This window comes from Phycisphaerales bacterium (assembly GCA_020852515.1).
Lineage (GTDB): Bacteria > Planctomycetota > Phycisphaerae > Phycisphaerales > UBA5793 > UBA5793.
In genome coordinates, this window is sequence record JADZAS010000016.1 from 39541 (window position 1) to 60912 (window position 21372).

Sequence of the window (21372 nt, forward strand, 5' to 3'; positions counted from 1 at the left end):
AGCGTCATCAGTCTAGGCGTTCCGGACCTGTTCACCAGTGAGCGATCCGCTGCCGAACTGCGGTATGCCGTCCTGCTTCATTTCGCGGCCGGTTCCGCGGGCGTTGGGCGACTTCTCCGGGATCGCGAACTGGTCGTTGGACAGGCCGTCGATGAACTTGCGGATCACGGGAATCGACGATCGCAGCGTCTCGTCGATGTTGTCGCGCAAGTGACGGATCTCGTCGCGAATCTGCAGGTCGGCGTGCTTGAGGAAGTAGCCGCCCGCGGCCATCTCGTATTCCACTTCGCCGGCGTCGTGGTTCGACCGCAGCGTGCGATCAAGCCGGCTGAGCACGGCCGCCGAGGCGTAGAGATAGAGGGCGCACATGCTCAGGCGCTTCTGGGTGCACTCGCGCGAGATGATCTTCTCCTCGTGCTCTTTCATCATGAGCTTGACCTGGTGCGAGAATTCGCGGACGTTGTTCTCGAACGTGGTCTGGTGTTCGACGAGTTGCGGGCTCAGGCGCGTGACCGAGGGAGCCGCCGACCGCAGGCCCAGGAACATCTCGGCGCCGATCTTCGTCGCTGCGCCCCAGAAGCCGGGCTTGAGCGCGTTGTCCTTGACATTGATGAGATACTCGCCGAGTTGCTTGCTGCCGTAGGCGAACACGAACGAGTGCATGACTTCGTTGGCGCCTTCGACGATGCTGTTGATGCGGCTGTCGCGCCAGATGCGCTCGATGTAGTTCTCGGTCATCTGCGACTCGCCGCCCATGACCTGCACGGCCCGATCGACGGTGCGGAAGCCCCACTCAGAGCAGAAGATCTTGCAGATCGCCGTTTCGAGCATCACATCCGGATCGTCGCGGTCGAGAATGCCCGTGGTGAGATAGAGCACGGCATCCATGGCGTAGACGAACGAAGCCATGTCGAGCAGGTACTCCTGCACGAGTTCGAAATCGCCGATGGGCCGGTCGAACTGGAAGCGCGTCTGGGCCCACTTGCCGGCCTGGAGGTAGGCCGCGCGGGCGCCCCCGAGCATCCCGGCCGACAGCGTGCACCGGCCGTAGTTCAGGCAGGTCAGCGCGACGTTGAGACCGCGGCCCTCCTGGTGGAGCAGGTTGGCGCGGGGAACCTTGACATTGGTAAAGCGGATGCGCGCCTGCCAAGTGCCTCTGATCGAGCACTTGCTGCGATTGCGGCTGAAGATGTCCACGCCGGGCATGTCGGGTGTGACGATGAGCGCGGTGACCTTCTCCTTGACCTTGCCGCTCTTGGGATCGGTGATCGGCTGCTTGGCCATCACGGTAAACATGCCCGAGAGCGCGCCCGACGTGGCCCATTTCTTCTCGCCGTTGAGGATGTAGTGGCTGCCGTCTTCGCTCAGTCGGCAGGTCGTCTCCTGGCCGCCGGCGTCGCAGCCGACGTTCGGCTCAGAGAGGCAGAAGGCCGAAAGCATGTCGTTGGCCAGATGCGGCAGCCAGTGGCGCTTCTGCTCTTCACTGCCGTAGAGCACGACCGCCTTGCAGCCGATGGACTGGTGGGCGGAAACGAGCACGGCGGTCGAGCCGCAGCTCTGCCCGATGCGCTCAAGGGCGCGGTTGTAGCTGGTCACGCCGTATCCACCGCCGCCATACTCCTTGGGGATGATCATCCCAAGCACGCCGATCTTAAAGAGACGGTCGATGCACCACTGCGGGATCTCCTGGTCACGATCGATTTGCACTGCCGGGTGTTCGTTCTTGAGGTAGTCGTCAAGTTCGGCGAGCAACTGGTCGCAGCGCGCGGTTTCCTCGGCGCTGACGGCGGGATAGGGAAACGCGAGTTCTTCGCGGATGTTGCCCCAGAAGAAGTTCTTGACCAGCCCCATGGTTTCGGGATCGGGGCCGAGCATCTCCTCCGCCTGGCGGATCTGCTTGCGATCCTTTTCGGAGATTCCCTTCATGCTGCTCAACGAACTGGTGGCCATGATTGCTCCTTTTCGGTCCGCCTGCGCACGTGCAGGCACGAAGTGGGCGCGACCCCGCAGAAAATCGCCTTGTCAATCCGATCGATTCGGCGAAGTCAATGACGCGCCGAGGGTCTCGTCAGCATATCGCGCCAACGGCGCGCTTGAAAGTCGGCGGGCAAGCGAGCGGCCGAACGCGGCAACGAGCGCCCGGCGAAGGAGGGATCGATCCTCCAGCAATCCGTCGTTCAGAAGCGTTGCTGCGGCCTGCATGGCGCTGTGTAAGAAATATCCCTCCCGCACCCCCGCCGCAATAAGGTCATTTCCGCAATTCGCCGCGAACGCCGCTGAGAGTTCGTCAGACGCGTCTGACGCGTAGATGCTCTCGATGCCAACCGCTTGCTCAGCGCGACCAAACGCCTGAGCCAGCCGGCGCAGCCCGATGCGATCGATCTCGCGAAGCGGCGACCAGGGCAGTTGAGCCGCACGCGCGGAGCGATCCACCTCGGCCGGTCGGCCGGTCCGTCTGGCCAGGTTCCAGGACTCGATCAGGACGCTGCCCTGCAGGCGCGTCAGCGCGCTGGGGCCGCCGCCTTGCTCGACCAGCACGCTCCAGCCGGCTTCGCGAGCGAGGCCCCAGGCCGTCTGCCGCGTCGCTTCGCACGTTTTCGGGCCGGGAATGATTTCGCATGTACTGGCGTGTGCGGTCCATGGCGGCACAAGGCTGATGAGCCGGGCCGGATGGGTGACGCTGCCGGCGATCTCGCCATGGGCGAGAACCGGGGAGGTGGAGATGATCACGGCGTCGTCGGGCGCGATGGCGCTGATGGCCCGCAGGGCTGCGAGCTGCTCGTAGCGCGCCTCGCCGGCGGCCTCCATGTAGATCGCGCCGGCCGGGGCCGGACTCGCGTCGTCCGGCGATGCGAATCGCCAGTGCCCGGCGAGCGCGCGCCTGAGCAATTCCGCCCGGGCGCCGCAGCCGGCGAGAACGATGCAATTCGGGTTCACCCCCGATCGGTCGCACCGTGTCTCGAGCCGCTCGCCGTGGGTGTTCACGATTCCTCCGCTGCTTCTGGCCTCAATCGCCCGCACCGAACAGTTTGCCGAGGCGGGTGAGCGCTTCCTCGCCCTGGACGATCTCCGCGGAGATGCGCGCGGCCTTGTCGAGGACGTCATCCTCCATCGAGCCGTCGAGTTCGTTGAGCCAGTTCTTGGTGACCGCCATGGCGCGCGGGCCGCCCTTTGCCAGCGCTGCAGCGAACTGAAGCGCTTCGCTCTCAAGCGACTCACGGTCGACTAGGTGCGTGATGAGACCGAGTTCGAGCGCGCGCTGACCGGCCATGGTCCCGCCCGCGAGCAGGACCTGCCTCGCGCGACCAGAGCCAAGTTTGCGCACCAACCATGGCGCAACAACCGCAGGGCACACGCCGAGATCGACTTCGGGATAGCCGATGCGCGCTTCGGCGTGGCTGAACGCGAAGTCGCAGACCGACATGAGACCGCAGCCGCCCCCCACCGCCGCACCCTGCACGCAGGCGATCGTGGGCTTGGGCGCCCGGCGGATCTCGCGCAGCAGCAGACTGATGAGCATGAGCAGTTCGCCCATTGCCGGCGGGTCCTTGAGCAGGGCCTTCAGATCCATCCCGGCGCAAAACGCCTTGCCTTCCCCGCTGATGATGATGACGCGCACGTCTTCGGAGGCGGCGAGCGGCGCCAGCGCCTGCCGCGCTTCGCTGAGTAAGTCTCTGCTCAGCGCGTTTCGCGCCTCGGGGCGATAGAGGCGCAGCTCGGCAACGGCGCCGTTTTCGTGCTGAATGACTTGAACCAGATCGGACATGCGGGCCATTCTAGGGGTCATGGGCGCGACACGAAACCGCAACGACACTCAGCGAAGATCGCGCCGAAGGCTCCAGAACGCCTGCACGAGGCGCTGAGCCTCCGGCTCGACGGCCGCCGCAGCAGAGGCCGCGGTAGACCGCTCAAACGGCGCATCTTCGAGCGAGCCGTCGAGTTCACTGATCCACCGCTTGGTGGCTCGCAGCGCGACCTGGCCCTTGCCGGCCAGTGACTCGCACAAGCGCCGGGCCGCATCATCGATTCCCGTCCCGGCATGCAAGAGGTGCGAAACCAGCCCGAGCCGCGCTGCCTCAGCCCCGTCGATGATCTGGCCGCCCATGAGCATCGAGCGACAGCGACCGTCGCCGATCAACTGCCGCAACGTGGGAATGCTCACGGCGGGCGACACTCCGATGCGATGCACGGGATAGCCGAACTGCGACTGCGGCGAAGCGACGACGAAGTCGCACGCAGACACGATGGCGCACCCGCCAGCCAGCGCGGCGCCCTGAACCGCGGCCACCACGACCTGAGGCACGCGGCGCAAAGCGCGCGCGATGGCGCCAAGTTGCTCGATGTACCGCCCCATGAGACCCGGCTGAGCAACCGCGTCGGCGAGATCGAAGCCAGCGCAGAACGAGGGGCCGTTGCCGCGGAGAAGCACGACGCCCCCATCGCCGGAGGCGATTTCCTCGAGCGCATCGATCATGCGGCTCATCATCCCGGACGTCAGCGCGTTGCGCTGCTCGGGTCGATTCAGCGTGAGAACGCTTACTGTGCCGGACAGATCGACATCAACGAGATCGGCGGCCATGGCCGTTCATCTTGGCCGCGCACCCGCAGCGAATCAACTCGTGGTGAGGCCGGCTCCCAGTTTGAAGGCCGCGAGCAGGCCGATGCCGATGAAAACGATGTCCAGAACGCCGAAGGTCGACTTGAACACATACCAGAAAACGTCGTTCCACGCGCTCGCGGTTACGGACTGCGAATACTCGATGAGTTCGGCGATGTGCTGCTCTCGCCCCGCATCGTCGAGCCCTTCCCACCGTGCGGTTGCTTCCTTCCAGATTTCCGTCGGGTAGTGTTCTTCGCGTTCGGCGTACTCCGGCTCCTGCCCTCCCGGCCAGCGGATGGTCTTGCCCGACTCGTTCCACTCCTCAATCACGCCGTTCGCGATGCTTGAGACTACGAAATCCGGATTGGCCAGCGCCGGACAGGCCATGATGTTCGCCCGCTCGTGCGGCGCGTACGTCGCCCAGCGCTCTTCCGCCTGCCGCCACAGTTCGGGCGGGTAATCCTCGCTCCCGACCGCCTCGTCGGGGACGACACCTGTCGGAAAGATGTAGTTGCGGCCTTGGCGCGAGTGTTCGTAGAGAATCTGGTCGGCGACGCAACTGATCGCGACTTCTTCATCCGGCCCCAGCCGGCCGAGGGCGGCATAGGTCATGGCCATCTTGCCGCCGATGATCGCCGCCACGGCAAATGCCGCGGCGATGGCGCCCGACTCGGCTCCGGCCTCATCCTTGGCCGCCGCCTGGCAGGCGATGCCGACCACACTGCCGATGATGATGGCGATCCAGCCGATCTCAAGGTGCAGGTAGTAGCCGATGATGCCCCAGAGCGCGGCGCCCAGCGCCGCCGCAATGAGACCCGATATCACGACCGGTGCGTACCTCATGCGCCTCCTCTCAGGATGATGAGTCATCCAAGGCTGCGGCACAAGATAACAGAGCCCGGCTTCGCTGTCCAGCAAAAACTATGGAATGAGCCTATTTCTTTCCGTAGTCAAAAACGCCCCGGCCGCTCTTGTCGCCAAGCCGCCCGGCGGTCACGAGTTGGCGAAGTCTCGGGCACGGGAAGTACTTCTGATCGCCCAGTTCGTGGTACAGGACCATCATGATGTCGTGGCACACGTCCAGGCCGATGAAGTCGGCCAGCCGCAGCGGACCCATGGGGAAGTTGCAGCCGAGTTTCATGATCTCATCGACGTGCTCGGGCTCGGCCACGCCCTCCATCCAGGCATAGAAGGCCTCGTTGATCAGCGGCATGAGCACGCGGTTGCTTACAAAGCCGGCGCGATCGTTCGCTGGAACCGGTGTCTTGCCCATCTTCTGCGCCAGGGCGATGGTGCGGGCGGTCGTCTCTTCGCTCGTCGCCAGGCCTTTGATGACCTCGACGAGTTTCATGACGGGCACCGGGTTGAAGAAGTGCATACCGATGACGCGCGGCGCGTGCGCGCCGACGGACGCGGCGATCTGCGTGATCGAGATCGATGATGTGTTGGTCGCCAGCACGACATCGGACCGAAGTACCTCGACCATCTGGCCAAACACGGTCTTTTTGAGGTCGGCCTTTTCGAGCACGGCTTCGACTGCCCAGTCAGCCTCGCGCGCATCACTCAGGCTCGTGGTGTAGGTGAGGCGCTCCATCGTGGCGTCGGCCTCGGCCTGCGTCATGCGCTGCTTTTCGACGTTGCGGCCGAGGATCTTCTTATGGCTCGCCAGGGCCCGGTCGAGCACAGGCTGGGCCACATCAACCTGAAACGCCAAAAGGCCGCTCATCGCAGCGGTGAGCGCGATGCCCGAGCCCATGGTGCCGGCGCCGATGACCACGATCGATTTCACTTCGCTCATTGTCGTCCTCGCTTTTGACATTTGGGCGACACTGTATCAACGGCTCACAGGGGCCGCAACCGGGTCAACTTCCTCGATTTGGGCAGGACGGTCAGCGGAGTTCGGGCACATCGGGAACCACCGGTTCCCAGCGCACCTGGGCCGATCCGAGCAGCGTGCCCGTCGCAAAGGCGATATCCACCTGAGCGATCTGGTACTCGGCCAGGGCGCGGATCTCGGCGCTGCGGGCATTGGCGTACCTGGCCTGGGCGTCGAGCACGTCCGTGGACGTGCGCAGGCCGAGGTCAAACTGGCGCTGCTCGGCCTCAAGCAGGCGGGCTTCGAGCAATGCGCTGCGTCCCGCCGCGAGCACGCGCTGCCAGTTCGCGTCCAGTTGATCCAGCGCGTTGAAGACTTCGTTGATGATCTGCGCCCGCCGCTGCTCTTTCGTCGCCAGCCGCTGCACGCGCTCGTACACGGCCTGGTTGTAGCGGCTGATCGCGGCGGCATTGCCCAGCGGCACCTCGACGCTCAGGCCGACGATGTGATCTTCGAAATTCTTATCGCCAAGCACATCAAATGAGTCGCCAAACGAGGCGCCCAGACCGTTGACGTTGTAGCGATAGTCCAGCGTGACCAGCGGCAGCTTCTGATTGCGGGCGAAATCGATGCTGCTCGAATCCTGCGCGATGAGCAGTTCGAGTTCGAGCATCTCCATGCGCGAGTCCAGCGCGTTGTTGGCCAGTTCAATCGGTTCGAGTTCGTATCGGATCGGGTTCGGCTGCGTCGCCAGTTCGATCACCGTCGGCGTCTCCATGCCCAGCCCCGGCTTGTTAAGCACGCGCTTGAGCAGCCGCTCGGAATCGCGCACGGCATTCTGGGCGATGATGATCGCCTCCACGCGCTGCGCGACGCCCGCCTCGGCCCGCACGATCTCGACCTCGGCTGCATCGCCCGCCTTCACCCGCCGCTGGGCCCGCTGCAACTGAGCCACGGCCAGGTCGTACTCCTGCTCGTGCACCTCGAGTTCGCGCTGCGCTGCGTACAGTCGCCAGTACACGCGATCGACGTCCGCCACGACGCGGATTACTTCCAGTTTGGTCCGCGCTTCGCTGATCTGCGACTGGTAGATCGCCACGCGGATCGCGTGCGTGTTCGTTCGCACGCCGGCGTTGCGAAGCAGCGGCTGGCTGATCGAAGCAGAGAAGTCGGATGAAAAGGACGGATTGAGCGTCGCGAACTGGTTGTCGGTCTCGGTGCGATTGAGCGGCAGATCGAGCGTGATGATCCCGCCGGTGTGCAGCGGAATGCGCACGCCGACGTCGCCGTTGAGCGATTTGACGCTCGATCCGTTCAGACTCGTGTCGGTCGGCTGATCGAAGACGGACTGGCGGATGTTGGCAAAAAAGAGCGACTCGAACCGGGCTTCCTCTTGCGTGATGTTCTCGCGCGTGATCGTGGGATTGAGCAGCGCGACGCCCAGGTCGAGGTTGTACTGCAGCGCCAGGGCGCGGCACTCCTCGATCGAGAGGGACAGCACTTCGGCCGCCTCGCTGGGCTCGTCGAGCGCCGGCGGGCGCTGCGCGAACGCCTCGCGCGCCTCTTCCACCGTCTGCGACGACCTGGCCAGGTCGGGGAGTCTGAGCGGCTCGATGGAGCGCAGGCGGTCGGGATCGATCGTCACGCGCGGCCGGCCGTCGCGCAGCAGGCTGTCGCAGCCCGCGATGGACACAGTGGCCAGGGCGAGCAGGACGAGGCAGGCGGCGCGCAGCCGCCGCAGCACAACCGGTTCATTCATGACGGAGAGCCTCGATGGGATCAAGTCGAGCCGCTTTGATGGCCGGAAACATGCCGAACACCACGCCCACCAGCGCGGCGAAGCCGAACGAAAGCAGCATGGCCCAAAGAGGAATGCGGGCCTTTTCAAGATTCGCCGCCGTCACGAGCACCAAGGTGATGCCCCACCCAGCCGCCAGCCCGAACAGGCCGCCCAGGAAGCAGAGCATGACGGCCTCGACGAGGAACTGCAGCATGATCGCCGACGGCCTCGCCCCGACCGCCTTGCGCAGGCCGATCTCGCGCGTGCGTTCGGAGACGGACACCAGCATGATGTTCATGATCCCCACGCCCCCGACAACCAGCGAAATCGCGACGATGCCGAAGGCGATCAGGGAGATGACGAATGACATCTTCTGAAACGAATCGATGACATCCTGCATGGCCGCGACGCCGAAGGTGTCAGGGTCCTGGGGCTGCAGGCGCCGCGTCTTGCGCAGCAGTGCCCGCAGTTCCGCCATGGCGTCCTGCGAGACATCCGGCGACTTGCTGGCCGCCATGACCTGCATCCAGCCGTCGCCCATTCGCCAGGACGTGCTGAACGGAATGAACACTTCGGCCCGGGAATTGGAGCCGTCAAACCCGAACGCCGACTGCGGATTCGGTTCGACGAGCCCGACCACGGTGAAGCGCCGGTCGCTGATCAGAATAGACTGACCCGTGCAGTCGCGGTCCAGCCGCAACTGATCGCGCAGATCAGTCGAGATGATGCACACCTGCTCGAATCGCTCCTGATCGGTGACGGAAAATGGGCGGCCGATCGTGACGTAGCGATTTTCGATGGTGTGCCAGTCGGGTTCGATGCCGGTGATGCGCGCTCCGTCGAGCACCTTGTCGCCGTAGCGGATGTCGCCGCGCACCTCCTGCATGCGCGTCAGCGCCTCAATGCTCGAGCACTCCTGCTTCCAGCCGTCGAACTGGTCGGGCTGAAAGCGGATGACGCGCCACGAAGCGTTGGCGAAGCGGCCGCTCTCAGGTCGATCGGGCCAGACGAAAATCTTGTTGGTGCCAAGCGTCTGAAACTCGTCGAGCACGAACGTCTTGAGCCCGGTGAGCGCCGAGATGACTGCGGTGACCGCGCCGACCCCGATGATGATGCCCAGCGTCGTGAGGATGGAGCGGAGTTTGTTGGCCCAGATCTGGCCGGTCGCCAGGGCCATGCTTTGCAGGAGAAGACGGAGCAGTGACAGAGGCCAAAGCAGCATGGTCATGGCCGCACCCCCAGGGAGCGCCCGTGGCCAACACGGCTCACCACCGGCCCGTGCGGCGAGCCGGGCTCGGCCTGCGGCGCGATGTCAGATTCCGCTGCGTCCTCACGCTCCGCGCCGCGATGCAGCAGCACCGCCGCCCGGTTGGTCTCGTCCTGGTGCGCAGGCAGGTCGGAGTACACCTTGCCGTCGCGCATGCGCACGATGCGCCTGGCGTGCTGGGCGACGTCTTCCTCGTGGGTGACCATGATGATCGTCTGCCCCTCGTCGTGCAACTGGCTAAACAGGCCGATGATCTCGGCCGTGGTTCGGGTGTCGAGGTTGCCGGTTGGTTCATCGGCGAGCAGGATGGAAGGGTTGCCGACCAGGGCGCGAGCGATGGCGACGCGCTGCTTCTGGCCGCCGGAGAGTTGGTTGGGCCGGTGGGTCATGCGGTCGCCCAGCCCGACGCGCCTGAGCGCCGCCTGGGCCAGCCGGCGCCGCTGCAGCCAGCCGGACTTGGCGTACACGAGTGGCAGTTCGACGTTGCGAAGCGCGTTGAGGCGCGGCATCAACTCGAACGACTGAAACACAAACCCGATGCGCTCGTTGCGCACTCGCGCCAGCGATGAAGCGCTCATACGGCTGACCAGTTCGCCGTCGAGTTCGTAAGTGCCGCTCGTGGGCCGGTCGAGGCAGCCGATGATGTTCATCATCGTGCTCTTGCCCGAGCCCGAGGGGCCCATGATGGCAACCCACTCGTTGGCGCCCACGTCAAGACTCACGCCGGCCATCGCACTGATGCGCTCGGTGCCCATCTTGTAGATCTTCGTCACGTTTCGCAGCCGAATGATCATGCTCTGGCGGGCTCAGCCGCCGCCCTCCGATGCACTCGTGGCGGACGCGCCTGAAGTTTCATCCTCGCTCGCCTTGCCGCTCTCTGCGCCGTTCTGCTTCGCCTTGTCCTTCTCCTGCTTGCGTTCCTTCTCGAGTTTTTCCTGCTCCACGATGCGCTCGTCCTTGACCGCCTGGTCGTGCGTGAGCGATTCAAAGACGCGATACGGGCCCACGATGACCTGGTCGTCTTCGTTGAGCCCCGAGAGAATGACCGTGTCGGAGGCGTCGCTGGCGCCAATCGTCACCGGCGTCACCACTGCCTTGCCGTCCTTGAACCGGTACACCACCGTCGCCACGCTCTTGGTCATATCCACGTCGGGATTATTCTCGCGGATGCTCAGCGGAATGTCATCCACGGGGCGGGCGAGCACCGACTGGCTGGGCACTTTGATGACGTCTTCGTGGCGCTTTGTTTCGATTTCGACATCGGCCGTCAGGCCGGAATAGATCTGCGCGCCGTGCGTGTCGAGCAGGATCTCGGTCTTGTAGTACTTCGAGCCGTCCTGGGCCATGTCGTTGGTCAGCGCCACGGCTCGGACCTTGCCCGAGAATTCCTCGCCGGGATAGGCGTTGATGCGCACCTTGGCCTGCTGCCCGACCTTCACGCCGCCGATCGACGCTTCGTCCACCTGGGCGTTGAGCAGCATGACCGAGAGGTCCGCCACCTCGAGGATGACGGTGCCGGCGTTGTTCATCGTGCCGGTAACGACCAGTTCGCCGACCTCGGCGTTGAGCCGCGTGACGGTGCCGCTGATGGGCGAAGAGATGGTGGTGTAACTCAGGTCATCGCGCGCCTGCTCGATCATCGCATCTGACGCCAGCAGGTTGAACTCCATGACCTTGAGGTTCAGTTCATCGGCTCTGAGCGACTGCTCCTGGGCGAGCAGGTTCGCTTCGAGCTGCTCCACAGTGGAACTGGCCAGATCGACCACAGACTGCGCGACGTCGTGGGTGGCCAGCAGATCGCTGTTACGCTTCAATTCGAGTTTGGCCTGCGCCAGTGAGGCTCGCGACGCGGCGAGTGACGCCCGCGAACTCTCCAGCCGGGCCCGTTGGACTTCGATGCTCGCGGCGTCGGCGGCGCGGCGGGCTTCGGCGGCTCTGAGGTTCGCTTCGCGATCCGTTGAATCGAGTTTGACCAGCACCGACGCGGGAATCGGCGGATCGGCATCCGGGTCGCCCTTGGTCACCTCCTGCCCTTCTTCGAAAGGCAGGGCGGTGATGCGGGCGGAAAGCTTGGCGCTGATCTCGACTTTCGTTTCCGGCTCGATCTCTCCGGGCGCTTTGATCGTCTCGACAAGCGTGCCGCGCGACGGGTGGGCCAGGCGGACGACTGTTCCTTCCTTCTCGGGCATGCGCTCGCGGACTTGCCGCACCGCCGCCGGCCCGAGCAGCGCGCCGAGCCCGACCAGGATCGCCAATGTCACTCCGACGATGATGAAAACGCGCACGAATGAACTCTCCGTCTGGGGCCCTGCCTGGGTTGAATCCGTGGCCGCTCGCGATGGCAGTGTAACCCCGCTGCCTTGTTGGGATTGGCGTCCGCTTCGTTGCGGCCAGTGTGAGGGATCGGCTGCACCGCGAATTTGATCATATCCGTTCGACGGGTCCCACTAGGGAGTGTACCGTTGAACCCATGACGGCGTTTCAAACCATCATGACCGGCCTGATCGACTACGCCGGGCTTTTCCCGCCCGCGGCGCTCTCAATGCGCCAGGCCGCCGAGGACTACCAGCGCTGGAAGGCATCCGAACACGCCTGGATGGTCGGCCGCTTCGTCTGCCCCGTCGGACGGCTCAACGAACTGGCCCGGGAGTCCGCCCCACTGGTCGGCGGCGTGTGGGATCTTTCGGTGCTCGCCGGCGATCCGCTCGAGCGCGACCTCGATTCCATCACCGGGTTTCTCGACGAATCGGCCGGGCGATTCGACGTGCCCTCGCTCGAGATCAAAGTCGGCGCCGTGCCCAATCTCGAGACCTGCCTCGAAGTGCTCGAGACGGTTCAGGAGGGCGTGACCGCCTACTTCGAATTGCCGGCAGATGAGGATGTGCGCGGGCTGATCGCGGCGCTCTCGGGCACGGGTCATGGCGCCAAGATTCGCACCGGCGGTCTCACCGCCGATCTCTTTCCCTCGACCGAGCAGGTCGCGCGCTTCATCGTCCACTGCCGCGATGCGCAGATCCCATTCAAGGCCACGGCGGGGCTCCACCATCCCCTGCGCCACCAGAGCGAGTCGGTTGCGTGCCGCATGCACGGCTTCTTCAACGTCTTCATTGCCGCGGCGCTGGCCATCTCGCAGAACCGTTCGGCCGAAGAGCTCCTCCCGATTCTGCGCGCGGAAAAGTCAAACGCCTTCTCCTTCTCGAATGGCGAATTGAGGGCGCTCGACTTCACGCTGACCTCCGGTCAACTGGAGCGAGCCCGCCGCCAGGCCGTGTCGTTCGGATCATGCTCGATCGCCGAGCCCGTTGCCGATCTCAGCGCGATGGGATTGCTGCCGCTCCCGGCGACCGCGTGACCGGGTGCGCGGGCCAAGTTGGAGCAGCGCCCGTAGAGTATCGGATGATCGAAAGCAACGACCCGAACCTGCGCTGCTGGCTCGATGAGGCCAACGACGCGGCATGCGATTTCCCGATTCAAAACCTGCCGCTGGGCGTCTTCACCCGCCGCGGCGAAGACCTCGACCGGCGGCGCGTTGGCGTGGCCATCGGCCAGCACGTGCTCGATCTCTCGGTCGCCTGGCCGAAACTCTGTCCGGACCTGGCCGGCCTCGGCCAGACGCTGTTTTCCCAGCCGGTGCTCAACCCGTTCCTCGCCAGCGGCCGCCGCACGTGGACGCTGGTGCGCAACCGGGTGAGCCGGTGGCTGCGCACGACCAGCGCCGAGTTGCGAGAGGACGCCGACCTCCGCTCGCGCTGTCTGATTCCGATGAGCGAGACGGTAATGCACCTGCCCGTTGAGATCGGCGACTACACCGACTTCTACTCATCCAAAGAACACGCGACGAACGTCGGGATGATGTTCCGCGATCCCGCCAACGCCCTGCTGCCCAACTGGAAGCACCTTCCTGTGGGCTACCACGGTCGGGCCAGCTCCGTGGTCGTTTCGGGAACAGACGTGCATCGGCCTTCCGGGCAGACGAATCCGGAAGATGCGCCAGCGCCGAACTTCGGCCCCTGCCGATTGCTCGATTTTGAACTCGAGGTCGGCTTCATCACCGGGCCGGGCAACGAACTCGGCCGGCCGATCGACGTCAACCACGCGCACGAGCACATCTTCGGCATGGTGCTCGTCAACGACTGGAGCGCCCGCGACATTCAGAAGTGGGAGTACGTTCCGCTGGGCCCATTCACCGCGAAGAACTTCGCCACTTCGATCAGCCCGTGGGTCGTGCCGATCGATGCGCTGGACCCCTATCGCGTGCGCACGCCGCGCTCAGAAGGAGACCCGGCCGTTCAGAAGTATCTCGATGGCGCGTGGGACTGGAACTTTGATCTGAATCTCGAGGTGCAACTGCAGTCAAAGCAGATGCGCGAGCGCGGCGAGGCGCCGGCGACTATCTCGCGCAACAACTTCAGCCTCATGTACTGGAACATGTGCCAGCAGCTTGCGCACCAGACTATCACCGGGTGCAACGTGCGGCCCGGCGACCTCTACGCCTCTGGCACGGTCAGCGGCACGACGCCCGACTCGCGCGGCTCGATGCTTGAGATCTGCTGGAAAGGAACGCAGCCGCTGACTCTTCCCACCGGCGAGCAGCGCAAGTTCCTCGCCGACGGCGACACGATCGTCATGACCGGCGCCTGCCAGCGGCCGGGCCTGCCGCGCATCGGACTGGGCGAAGTGCGCGGCACGGTGCTGCCGGTCATCGGCGGTTGACCTGCTCGCACTGAAAAGCAACAAAGCCCACGTTCGTTGAACGTGGGCCTTTGTGTTTGAGCGTTCTGGACGCGTCAGATCAGGTCGCTCAGGCCTTGTCCTTGAGCGCCTTGAGGGGGCGGACCTTGACGACGTTGCGCGCCGGCTTGGCCTTGAACATGGTCTCTTCGCCGGTGAAGGGGTTGATGCCCTTGCGCGCCTTGGTGGCGGGCTTGCGCTGGACGGTGATCTTCGCCATGCCGGGCAGGGTGAAGATCTGGGGGCCGTTCTTCTTGAGGTCGTTGCCGACCATCGCGTTGAGCGCATCGAACACGCCGGCGACCTGCTTGCGGCTCAGGCCGGTGTTGGTCGCGAGGTTGGTGTAGATGTCGCCCTTGCTGCGGGGCTTGTCAGCCTTCGTGAACTTGTACGAGGGCGCCTTGGCGGTCTTCTTGCTGGTCTTGGCCACTTCTTGTTTCTCCATAAACGAGAGTGTCGGAGCCTGTCTGGAGGTTCACAGCGAACCATCCACCCGGGGCTTTCATGCCGGTTTTTATAGGGTCCGAGGGCGGGAAACAAGTGGGATCGGCCCGTTTGCCCCTAGAAAAACAGGGAATTGTGAAAAATCTGGCGTTTCACAGGGCGATTCCGACCCCGGCACCGCGTTCAGAGCGTCTCCGCCACCAGCCGTGCCAGCTCGCTGCGCTCGCTTTTTGCCAGGGTCACGTGCCCGACGATGCCCTCGTACTTGAGCCGCTCGACGAGGTAACTCAGGCCGTTGGACTCGGCGTCGAGATACGGATTGTCGATCTGCGCCACATCCCCCGTCAGAACGATCTTGGTCCCCTCGCCCACGCGCGAGGTAATCGTCTTCACTTCGTGGGGCGTGAGGTTCTGCGCCTCGTCGACGATCATGAACTGGTGCGGAATCGACCGGCCGCGGATGTACGTGAGGGGCTCCATGACCAGCTTGCCCTCGGCCATGAGTTTCTGCACCCGCTGCTCGGTCGAATGGCTCTCGGCGGCGTCGAAGCGCGTGCCGCGGTTGCTCAGCAGGAAGGCAAGGTTGTCGAAGATCGGCTGCATCCACGCGGTCAGTTTCTCGTCCTTGTCGCCGGGCAGATAGCCGATGTCGCGGCCCATGGGCATGATGGGTCGCGCGACGAGAAGTTTGTCGTAGCGCTCTTCATTGAAGACCTTGGTCATGCCGGCGGCGAGCGCCAGCAGCGTCTTTCCCGTGCCCGCGGTACCGAGCAGGGTGACGAGCTGGACGTCGTCATCGAGCAGCAGGTCGAGGGCCATCGTCTGCTGGAGATTGCGCGCCATGACGCCGAACGTCGGCCGGCGCGGCCCGGTGACGGGGATGAGATGATTCGTATCCGCCAGGCGCCGCGCCAGCCCGGTGTGCGACTGATCCTGCGCATCGCGGAGCAGGACGAACTGGTTGGCGCAGATGTGGATCGCGCCGCTCTGGCCGTCCTGCGAAACCGTCAGATACGGCTCGAGCCGGTCGAGCACCACCTGCCGCTCGGTGTACAACTCGTCGATGATCTCGCTGGCCACGTCGAGCGTCGTAAAACCGGTATAGAGGCTGGCCGCATCGACTTTTTCGCTCTCGAAGTCCTCGGCCGTGAGGCCGATGGCGTCGGCCTTGAGTCGCGCGTTGATGTCCTTGGAGACGAACACCGTGCGGCGGCCCTCCTGCGCCATTGCCCAGGCGATGGAGATGATGCGGTTGTCGGGCGTGTCGCTGCGCAGGTGCTGGCAGATCTCGGGAGCGTCGAGGGCCACGCGGATGACGCCGCCCTTGTCGTTCCACTTCACGCCTTCCATGAGCGGGCCGCGGTTGCGCAGGATGTCGAGTTGGCGGATGACTTCGCGCGCGTTGCGGCCGATGTCGTCGTTGCCGCGCTTGAGTTGGTCGAGTTCTTCGAGGACGGCGAAGGGGATGACCACTTCATTGTCGTCGAACATGAACAGGGCCTTGGGGTTGTGCAGCACGACGTTGGTGTCGATGACGAAGTGCTTGATTCGGCTCCGCCCATCGGCGGGCGAGGCGGTCGCGCTGTCGGCGGCTGCACCGGCATGTTTTTTCAACGGCGAGGCTCCTTCTCCGGAAAGCATCGGCCGAAGTTCCACCCTCGGCCAGTCGATTGTACCAAGGGCCGATAGGAACGCGGCGCGGGCCCCTGCCGCTCGTGAACAGAAATGAACGCCGCACCGGCGCGCCGGCCGGCGGCGCGGCCGCGTACGATTGGCCTCGCTTGCAGCCCCGCCGGACGGAGTTATCGTGACGGACTGGTCGGTCGAATCCTGGAAGTCGCGCTCCGCGCTGCACCAGCCGGCGTATGCCGATGCGGCCGCAGTTGAACGCGCCGTGGGTAAACTGCGCTCGCTACCCCCGCTGGTCACGAGCTGGGAGATCGAGCGGCTCAAGCACGAACTGGCCGAGGCGCAGGCGGGCAGGCGCTTCCTGCTCCAGGGTGGCGACTGTTCCGAGTCATTGGCCGACTGCACGAGCGAGACCATCGCCAACAAACTCAAGATCCTGCTCCAGATGAGCCTCGTGCTCGTGCAGGGCGCCCGCAAGCCGATCACGCGCATCGGCCGCTTCGCCGGGCAGTACGCCAAGCCGCGCTCCAGCCCGACGGAGACGCGCGGCGGCGTGACGCTGCCCAGTTACTGCGGCGACCTGATCAACGCCCACGAGTTCACCGCCGAAGCCCGCCAGCCCAACCCGCATCTCATGGTGCGCTGCTACCAGCACGCGGCGATGACGCTCAACTTCATCCGCTCGCTCATCGACGCAGGATTCGCCGACCTGCACCACCCGGAATACTGGGAGCTGTCGTTCTGCCACAACGCGGCGCTGCAGGATGAATACCACGCCATGGTGCGGCGGCTGTCCGATTCCATCCGCTTCATGGAGACCATCGCCGGCCAGTCGATTGATGATCTCACGCGCGTCGAGTTCTTCACGAGCCACGAGGGGCTGCACCTGCTCTACGAATCGGCCGGCACGCGCACCGTGCCGCGCCGCGAAGGCTACTACAACCTCACCGCCCACCTGCCGTGGATCGGCGACCGCTGCCGGGCGCTGGATGGCGCGCACGTCGAGTACTTCCGCGGCATCCGCAACCCGGTGGGCGTCAAACTCGGCCCAAGCGCCACGCCGGATGAACTGCTGACCCTTCTGGACCGGCTCAATCCCGGCAACGAGCCGGGCCGGATTGTGCTCATTCACCGAATGGGGCTGGCCAACGTGAAGCGCGTCCTGCCGCCGCTGCTGCAGGCGGTCGGCGCGACTGACCGCCGCGTGCTCTGGGTCTGCGATCCGATGCACGGCAACACGAGGAGCGTCAACGGCGGCGCCGACCCGGCCCGCAAGACGCGCGATTTCAACGACATCCTCGGCGAACTCGACGCGTCGTTCGACCTGCACGCCAGCGCCGGAACATACCTCGGCGGCGTGCATTTCGAACTCACCGGCGATCACGTCACCGAGTGCACCGGCGGCGCCCGCGGCCTGAGTGAAGCCGACCTCAACGCGAACTACCGCAGCACCTGCGATCCCCGCCTCAACTACGAGCAGTCGCTGGAGATGTCATTCCTCATCGCGCGACGGCTGGCGAGTGCATAGCGCTTGCGCGGCACGGGCGGCGACGCTCCCCTGCGCAGAGCCTTCGGGTCGCGCCTAAACGGCTAAACAGGATGAAGCGCGCCGCTTCAGCGAACAGTTCACTACAATTACCCCGCATGCTCGTTTTGAAGATCATCGACGGACCGGACAAGGGCAAGCGTTTTGACGTACCCGACTGGGAGCCGCAGCTCATCGGCCGCTCCAGCGAGGCGCTCAAAATCAGCGACCAGACCTGTTCGCGCCGCCACGCCGAACTCACCCCCGACGATGGCGAGTGGTACGTGCGCGACCTGGGTTCGGCCAACGGCACCTACGTCAACGGCCGCCGCATCGGCTCGAACCGCGTGCGGCTGCAACTGGGCGATCTCATCCGCGCCGGCTCGACGGTGTTCGCGTTTGGCGCTCGGCGCTACGGCGGGGTGAACAACCCTGTCCGCGCTCTGCAGGACGAGTTCATGGACGCCATCGTCGAGCAGCGGTTCGAGTCCAACGACGATTCGATGATCATGGCCGTGCCCGATCCGGCCGCGGCGGCGCAGGAGCACCTGCGCATCATCTATGAACTCACGCGCATCACGACGCAGACGGTCGATCGGGAGAGCCTGCTCGAGTTTGTGATGGAACTGATCTTTGACGAGTTCGAGCCCGAGCGCGGCTTTATCCTGATTCAGGAGCGCCCCGACGAGAAGCCCGAGCCGACGGTGGTGAAGTACCGCACTCCGCCGCGCAGTCAGGACGAAGGGCAGATCCACGTCAGCCGCACGATCGTGGCGCACGTGATGAGCCGCGGCGAGGGCGTGTTGTCTTCGAATGCCATGAAGGACCGGCGCTTCTCCTCCGGCGATTCCGTGCGCAACTACGCCATTCGCTCAGCCATCTGTGTGCCCATCAGATACCACGACCACACCTACGGCGTGATCCACATCGACACGTCGCTCAAGAACTACACCTTCAGCGACAGCCAGCTGCGCCTGCTCACTGCCATCGGCCAACACGTGGGCCTCGCGCTGTCCAATCTTGCCCTTTACGAACAGCAGTTGCAGGGCGCCCGGCTTGCGGCGGTGGGCGAAACCGTCGCCTCGCTTTCGCATTCGATCAAGAACATCCTGCAGGGCCTGCGCGGCGGTGCCGACGTGGTCGGGCGGGCGCTCAAGAAGAAGGACCTCGGCCTGGCCGAAGGGGGATGGGACATCCTGTCGCGCAACCTCGACCGGATCTACGCGCTGACGATGAACATGCTTACCTACTCAAAGCAGCGCCAGGTCGAGATCGAGATGACCAAGCTCTCGATGCTGCTCCAGGACGTCGTCGCGCTCGTGCAGCCGCAGTGCGACCGGCGCGGCATTGTGCTGATGACTGACTACGACCCGGACATGCCGCCCATCCCGCTGGATCCGGGAATGATGCACCAGGCGCTCATGAACCTGCTCATCAATTCGATCGAGGCGGTCGAGCCGACGACGGGCGTGATTACGCTCCGATGCGATTACGACATGGTCGATGACGCGGTGCTCATTCACATCAGCGACAATGGCCCGGGCATTCCCGAGAGCGAGCAGTCGCGCATCTGGCTGCCCTTCCATTCGACCAAGGGCCTGCGCGGCACAGGGCTGGGCCTGGCCGTGACGCGCAAGATCGTTGAAGAACACGGCGGGCAGATCTCGTTCGAGTCCACCGAGGGCGAGGGCGCGACGTTCACCATCCGGCTTTCCACGGACGCGGCGGGCGTGCTCGATCCGTCGGAAACGCTCTCGACTGCGGCGGGCGCACCGGCCGCACCTGTCAATCCCGGCAGACAGAATGAGGAGCGCGCCGAGCCGCCGGGCGAGACTGCAGCGCCGCGCACACCGTTCGATCCGGACTGACCATCATCGGTTACGCGGCACGGCGGCGCGGCGGGCGGCCGGGCTCGGTCGATTCGAGTTCGGCCGACTCTACGGGTTCGCCCAGGTCGCTTCGGTTGGCGCGGAACAGGCGCGTCAGGCCCTGAGCCACTTCGAGGAACGCCCAGGTCGTCCAGCCGAGGCCGACGAATCCGCCGAGCACCTGGAGCAGCCGTCCGGCAAGGTAGTCGTCGTACTGCCGCCCGACGGTGAGCATGAAGTAGACGGCCACAGGAGTAAGCACCACGATCAACCAGAACACGACGCGGAATTTCATCGCGGACTCCAGATCGAGCGCATCGCACCGCGCAATGGAAACATGCAGCGACCCCTGTCAGCCTTCGGGGCTGATTGACCGCTGACTTGATCCCGATGGTGGCCGATGCTCGCAGAGGCAACGCGCCGGCCGAGGTGAGCGACTTCCGCGTGGAAGCGCCAAGCGGCGCTGTGTTGCCGGGTGATTATAGCGGCGGTGGATGAATCGGACAGGCAAATCAGCAGCACCCCAGCACGCCTATGCTCCACCAGCCATGTCCCAGCCTGACTACACGGTCCGTATCGACGCATTCCAGGGCCCACTGGATCTGCTGCTTTTTCTCATCAAGCGGGCGGAAGTGGACATCGTGGACATCCCGATCGCTGAGATTACGGATCAGTATGTCTCTTATCTGAAGGGCCTTGACCGCATCGACATCGAGACGGCTGGTGAGTTCCTGGTGATAGCGGCCATGCTCATGGAAATTAAGAGCCGCATGCTCATGCCGCCCGAGACGCGGCAGGCTGGCGGGGCCGGCGCGGCCGCGGACGCCGAGGCCGTTTCCGGCCTGGACGCGTCCGACCCGCGCTACGAACTTGTCATGCAGCTGCTGGCCTACAAGCGGTTCCGCGACGCGGCCCAGACGCTCGAACACCTGCGCAACGACTGGGTCAACCGCTCGCCTCTGGCCAGGATCGCGCTGGGCGCCGCCGCACCTGAGCCCGAGCAAGAACACGAAGCTCCCGAGGCCGATCTTGAAGACGTCGGCGTGTGGGACCTGTTCGAAGTCTTTCAGCGCATCACCGAAGCCGTTGACTTCGGCCGCCTTGGAGATCATCGCGTCGAGTACGACGACACGCCGATCGTGCTGCACGAGGCGGACCTGCTCGACCAGTTGAACCGCGCCGAGGACGGCCGCCTCTCACTGCGCCGCGCGTGCGCCGGGCGCAAGCGCGGCGAGATGATCGGCCTGTTTCTCGCGACGCTCGAACTCGTGCGCCAGCACAAGGTGCGCGTGATCCAGGACCGGGCCCACGATGACATCATTCTGGAGCATCGGCAAGAGCCGCAGGTGCAGATTCATCAGCCCGGCGACGGGGCCCAAGTGTGATCGCGGCCGGCGTCAATCGCCTCCGCCGATGTCGGCGATGCCGTCATCGACGGGTACGGCTTCGGCCGCCCGATACTCGACGGGCTGGTTGTTGACGGCCCATCCTTCGTGCTCGCTCGAGATCACGGATTGGCGCTCGCCGCGATAGCCGCGCGTCGCCTCACCCTGCTTGACTTCGCGTATCGCATCCTGCTCGGAAATGGCTTCGACATGCCAGCGGCGTTCGCGAACGACGACCTGCCGCACCTTCTCGATGACCTCGTACTTGTTCACCGGCGCAACCACCTTTCGTCGAAGGCATGATACGCGCGCGAGCAAGCGCGGCGA

19 protein-coding genes are annotated in these 21372 nt (G+C 64.9%); 5 read left to right on the forward strand and 14 right to left on the reverse strand.

Features of this window, described 5'->3' with window-relative positions; all coding sequences use genetic code 11:
* Nucleotides 1-12: 12 nt before the first annotated feature.
* The 10 genes from IT430_11980 to IT430_12025 all read right to left on the reverse strand — a co-directional run bounded on the left by IT430_11980 (nucleotide 13) and on the right by IT430_12025 (nucleotide 11748).
* Nucleotides 13-1950 carry an acyl-CoA dehydrogenase family protein gene (locus IT430_11980; protein ID MCC6908654.1) on the reverse strand — a complete coding sequence of 646 codons (1938 nt, stop codon included), beginning with the start codon at nucleotides 1948-1950 and terminating at the stop codon, nucleotides 13-15.
* A gap of 72 nt (nucleotides 1951-2022) precedes the next feature.
* The gene (locus tag IT430_11985) at nucleotides 2023-2985 is read right to left on the reverse strand and encodes a hypothetical protein (protein ID MCC6908655.1); all 963 of its coding nucleotides are present in this window, start codon (nucleotides 2983-2985) and stop codon (nucleotides 2023-2025) included.
* A 22-nt stretch (nucleotides 2986-3007) separates the two neighbouring features.
* Nucleotides 3008-3766: an enoyl-CoA hydratase/isomerase family protein gene (locus IT430_11990; GenBank protein MCC6908656.1), complete on the reverse strand. Its 759-nt coding sequence runs from the start codon at nucleotides 3764-3766 to the stop codon at nucleotides 3008-3010.
* 48 nt (nucleotides 3767-3814) lie between these two features.
* On the reverse strand, nucleotides 3815-4579 hold the full coding sequence (locus tag IT430_11995) for an enoyl-CoA hydratase/isomerase family protein (GenBank protein MCC6908657.1): 765 nt from the start codon (nucleotides 4577-4579) through the stop codon (nucleotides 3815-3817).
* A gap of 33 nt (nucleotides 4580-4612) precedes the next feature.
* Nucleotides 4613-5443 carry a hypothetical protein gene (locus IT430_12000; protein ID MCC6908658.1) on the reverse strand — a complete coding sequence of 277 codons (831 nt, stop codon included), beginning with the start codon at nucleotides 5441-5443 and terminating at the stop codon, nucleotides 4613-4615.
* Nucleotides 5444-5534: 91 nt separating this feature from the next.
* Entirely contained in the window at nucleotides 5535-6398 is an 864-nt protein-coding gene (locus tag IT430_12005; protein ID MCC6908659.1) for a 3-hydroxybutyryl-CoA dehydrogenase, read from the reverse strand.
* Nucleotides 6399-6489: 91 nt separating this feature from the next.
* Entirely contained in the window at nucleotides 6490-8175 is a 1686-nt protein-coding gene (locus IT430_12010) for a TolC family protein (GenBank protein MCC6908660.1), read from the reverse strand.
* Nucleotides 8168-9424 carry an ABC transporter permease gene (locus IT430_12015; protein MCC6908661.1) on the reverse strand — a complete coding sequence of 419 codons (1257 nt, stop codon included), beginning with the start codon at nucleotides 9422-9424 and terminating at the stop codon, nucleotides 8168-8170. Before IT430_12015 ends, IT430_12010 begins: the two co-directional genes overlap by 8 nt.
* Nucleotides 9421-10254 (reverse strand): ABC transporter ATP-binding protein, encoded by an 834-nt coding sequence (locus IT430_12020; GenBank protein MCC6908662.1) that lies wholly within the window; start codon nucleotides 10252-10254, stop codon nucleotides 9421-9423. The genes IT430_12015 and IT430_12020 overlap by 4 nt, the downstream gene beginning before the upstream one ends.
* Nucleotides 10255-10269: 15 nt before the next feature.
* The gene (locus IT430_12025; protein ID MCC6908663.1) at nucleotides 10270-11748 is read right to left on the reverse strand and encodes an efflux RND transporter periplasmic adaptor subunit; all 1479 of its coding nucleotides are present in this window, start codon (nucleotides 11746-11748) and stop codon (nucleotides 10270-10272) included.
* Nucleotides 11749-11933: 185 nt separating this feature from the next.
* Here IT430_12025 and IT430_12030 point away from each other — a divergent pair, with 185 nt between their 5' ends.
* Nucleotides 11934-12815 (forward strand): hypothetical protein, encoded by an 882-nt coding sequence (locus IT430_12030; protein MCC6908664.1) that lies wholly within the window; start codon nucleotides 11934-11936, stop codon nucleotides 12813-12815.
* 44 nt (nucleotides 12816-12859) lie between these two features.
* Nucleotides 12860-14176: a fumarylacetoacetase gene (gene fahA, locus IT430_12035; GenBank protein ID MCC6908665.1), complete on the forward strand. Its 1317-nt coding sequence runs from the start codon at nucleotides 12860-12862 to the stop codon at nucleotides 14174-14176.
* Nucleotides 14177-14264: 88 nt separating this feature from the next.
* Here fahA and IT430_12040 read toward each other — a convergent pair whose 3' ends face one another.
* Nucleotides 14265-14624 carry an HU family DNA-binding protein gene (locus IT430_12040; protein MCC6908666.1) on the reverse strand — a complete coding sequence of 120 codons (360 nt, stop codon included), beginning with the start codon at nucleotides 14622-14624 and terminating at the stop codon, nucleotides 14265-14267.
* A 197-nt stretch (nucleotides 14625-14821) separates the two neighbouring features.
* A complete protein-coding gene (locus IT430_12045; protein MCC6908667.1) occupies nucleotides 14822-16279 on the reverse strand; it encodes a PhoH family protein in 1458 nt (485 codons plus the stop codon).
* 166 nt (nucleotides 16280-16445) lie between these two features.
* On the opposite strand from IT430_12045, the gene IT430_12050 reads away from it, so the two are divergent.
* Nucleotides 16446-17795: a 3-deoxy-7-phosphoheptulonate synthase gene (locus tag IT430_12050; GenBank protein ID MCC6908668.1), complete on the forward strand. Its 1350-nt coding sequence runs from the start codon at nucleotides 16446-16448 to the stop codon at nucleotides 17793-17795.
* A 116-nt stretch (nucleotides 17796-17911) separates the two neighbouring features.
* Nucleotides 17912-19660 carry an FHA domain-containing protein gene (locus IT430_12055; protein ID MCC6908669.1) on the forward strand — a complete coding sequence of 583 codons (1749 nt, stop codon included), beginning with the start codon at nucleotides 17912-17914 and terminating at the stop codon, nucleotides 19658-19660.
* A gap of 10 nt (nucleotides 19661-19670) precedes the next feature.
* Here IT430_12055 and IT430_12060 read toward each other — a convergent pair whose 3' ends face one another.
* Entirely contained in the window at nucleotides 19671-19955 is a 285-nt protein-coding gene (locus IT430_12060; protein MCC6908670.1) for a hypothetical protein, read from the reverse strand.
* A gap of 253 nt (nucleotides 19956-20208) precedes the next feature.
* Here IT430_12060 and IT430_12065 point away from each other — a divergent pair, with 253 nt between their 5' ends.
* Nucleotides 20209-21045, forward strand: a complete 837-nt coding sequence (locus IT430_12065) for a segregation/condensation protein A (protein MCC6908671.1) — start codon at nucleotides 20209-20211, stop codon at nucleotides 21043-21045.
* A 12-nt stretch (nucleotides 21046-21057) separates the two neighbouring features.
* On the opposite strand, the gene IT430_12070 is transcribed toward IT430_12065, so the two are convergent.
* Nucleotides 21058-21318 (reverse strand): hypothetical protein, encoded by a 261-nt coding sequence (locus IT430_12070; GenBank protein MCC6908672.1) that lies wholly within the window; start codon nucleotides 21316-21318, stop codon nucleotides 21058-21060.
* Nucleotides 21319-21372: the final 54 nt, after the last annotated feature.

Coding starts and splice junctions, on each gene's coding strand:
- IT430_11980 (MCC6908654.1), bottom strand. CDS start 1,950: ATGGCCACCAGTTCGTTGAGCAGCATGAAGGGAATCTCCGAAAAGGAT.
- IT430_11990 (MCC6908656.1), bottom strand. CDS start 3,766: ATGTCCGATCTGGTTCAAGTCATTCAGCACGAAAACGGCGCCGTTGCC.
- IT430_11995 (MCC6908657.1), bottom strand. CDS start 4,579: ATGGCCGCCGATCTCGTTGATGTCGATCTGTCCGGCACAGTAAGCGTT.
- IT430_12000 (MCC6908658.1), bottom strand. CDS start 5,443: ATGAGGTACGCACCGGTCGTGATATCGGGTCTCATTGCGGCGGCGCTG.
- IT430_12005 (MCC6908659.1), bottom strand. CDS start 6,398: ATGAGCGAAGTGAAATCGATCGTGGTCATCGGCGCCGGCACCATGGGC.
- IT430_12010 (MCC6908660.1), bottom strand. CDS start 8,175: ATGAATGAACCGGTTGTGCTGCGGCGGCTGCGCGCCGCCTGCCTCGTC.
- IT430_12015 (MCC6908661.1), bottom strand. CDS start 9,424: ATGACCATGCTGCTTTGGCCTCTGTCACTGCTCCGTCTTCTCCTGCAA.
- IT430_12030 (MCC6908664.1), top strand. CDS start 11,934: ATGACGGCGTTTCAAACCATCATGACCGGCCTGATCGACTACGCCGGG.
- fahA (MCC6908665.1), top strand. CDS start 12,860: ATGATCGAAAGCAACGACCCGAACCTGCGCTGCTGGCTCGATGAGGCC.
- IT430_12045 (MCC6908667.1), bottom strand. CDS start 16,279: ATGCTTTCCGGAGAAGGAGCCTCGCCGTTGAAAAAACATGCCGGTGCA.
- IT430_12055 (MCC6908669.1), top strand. CDS start 17,912: ATGCTCGTTTTGAAGATCATCGACGGACCGGACAAGGGCAAGCGTTTT.
- IT430_12060 (MCC6908670.1), bottom strand. CDS start 19,955: ATGAAATTCCGCGTCGTGTTCTGGTTGATCGTGGTGCTTACTCCTGTG.
- IT430_12065 (MCC6908671.1), top strand. CDS start 20,209: ATGTCCCAGCCTGACTACACGGTCCGTATCGACGCATTCCAGGGCCCA.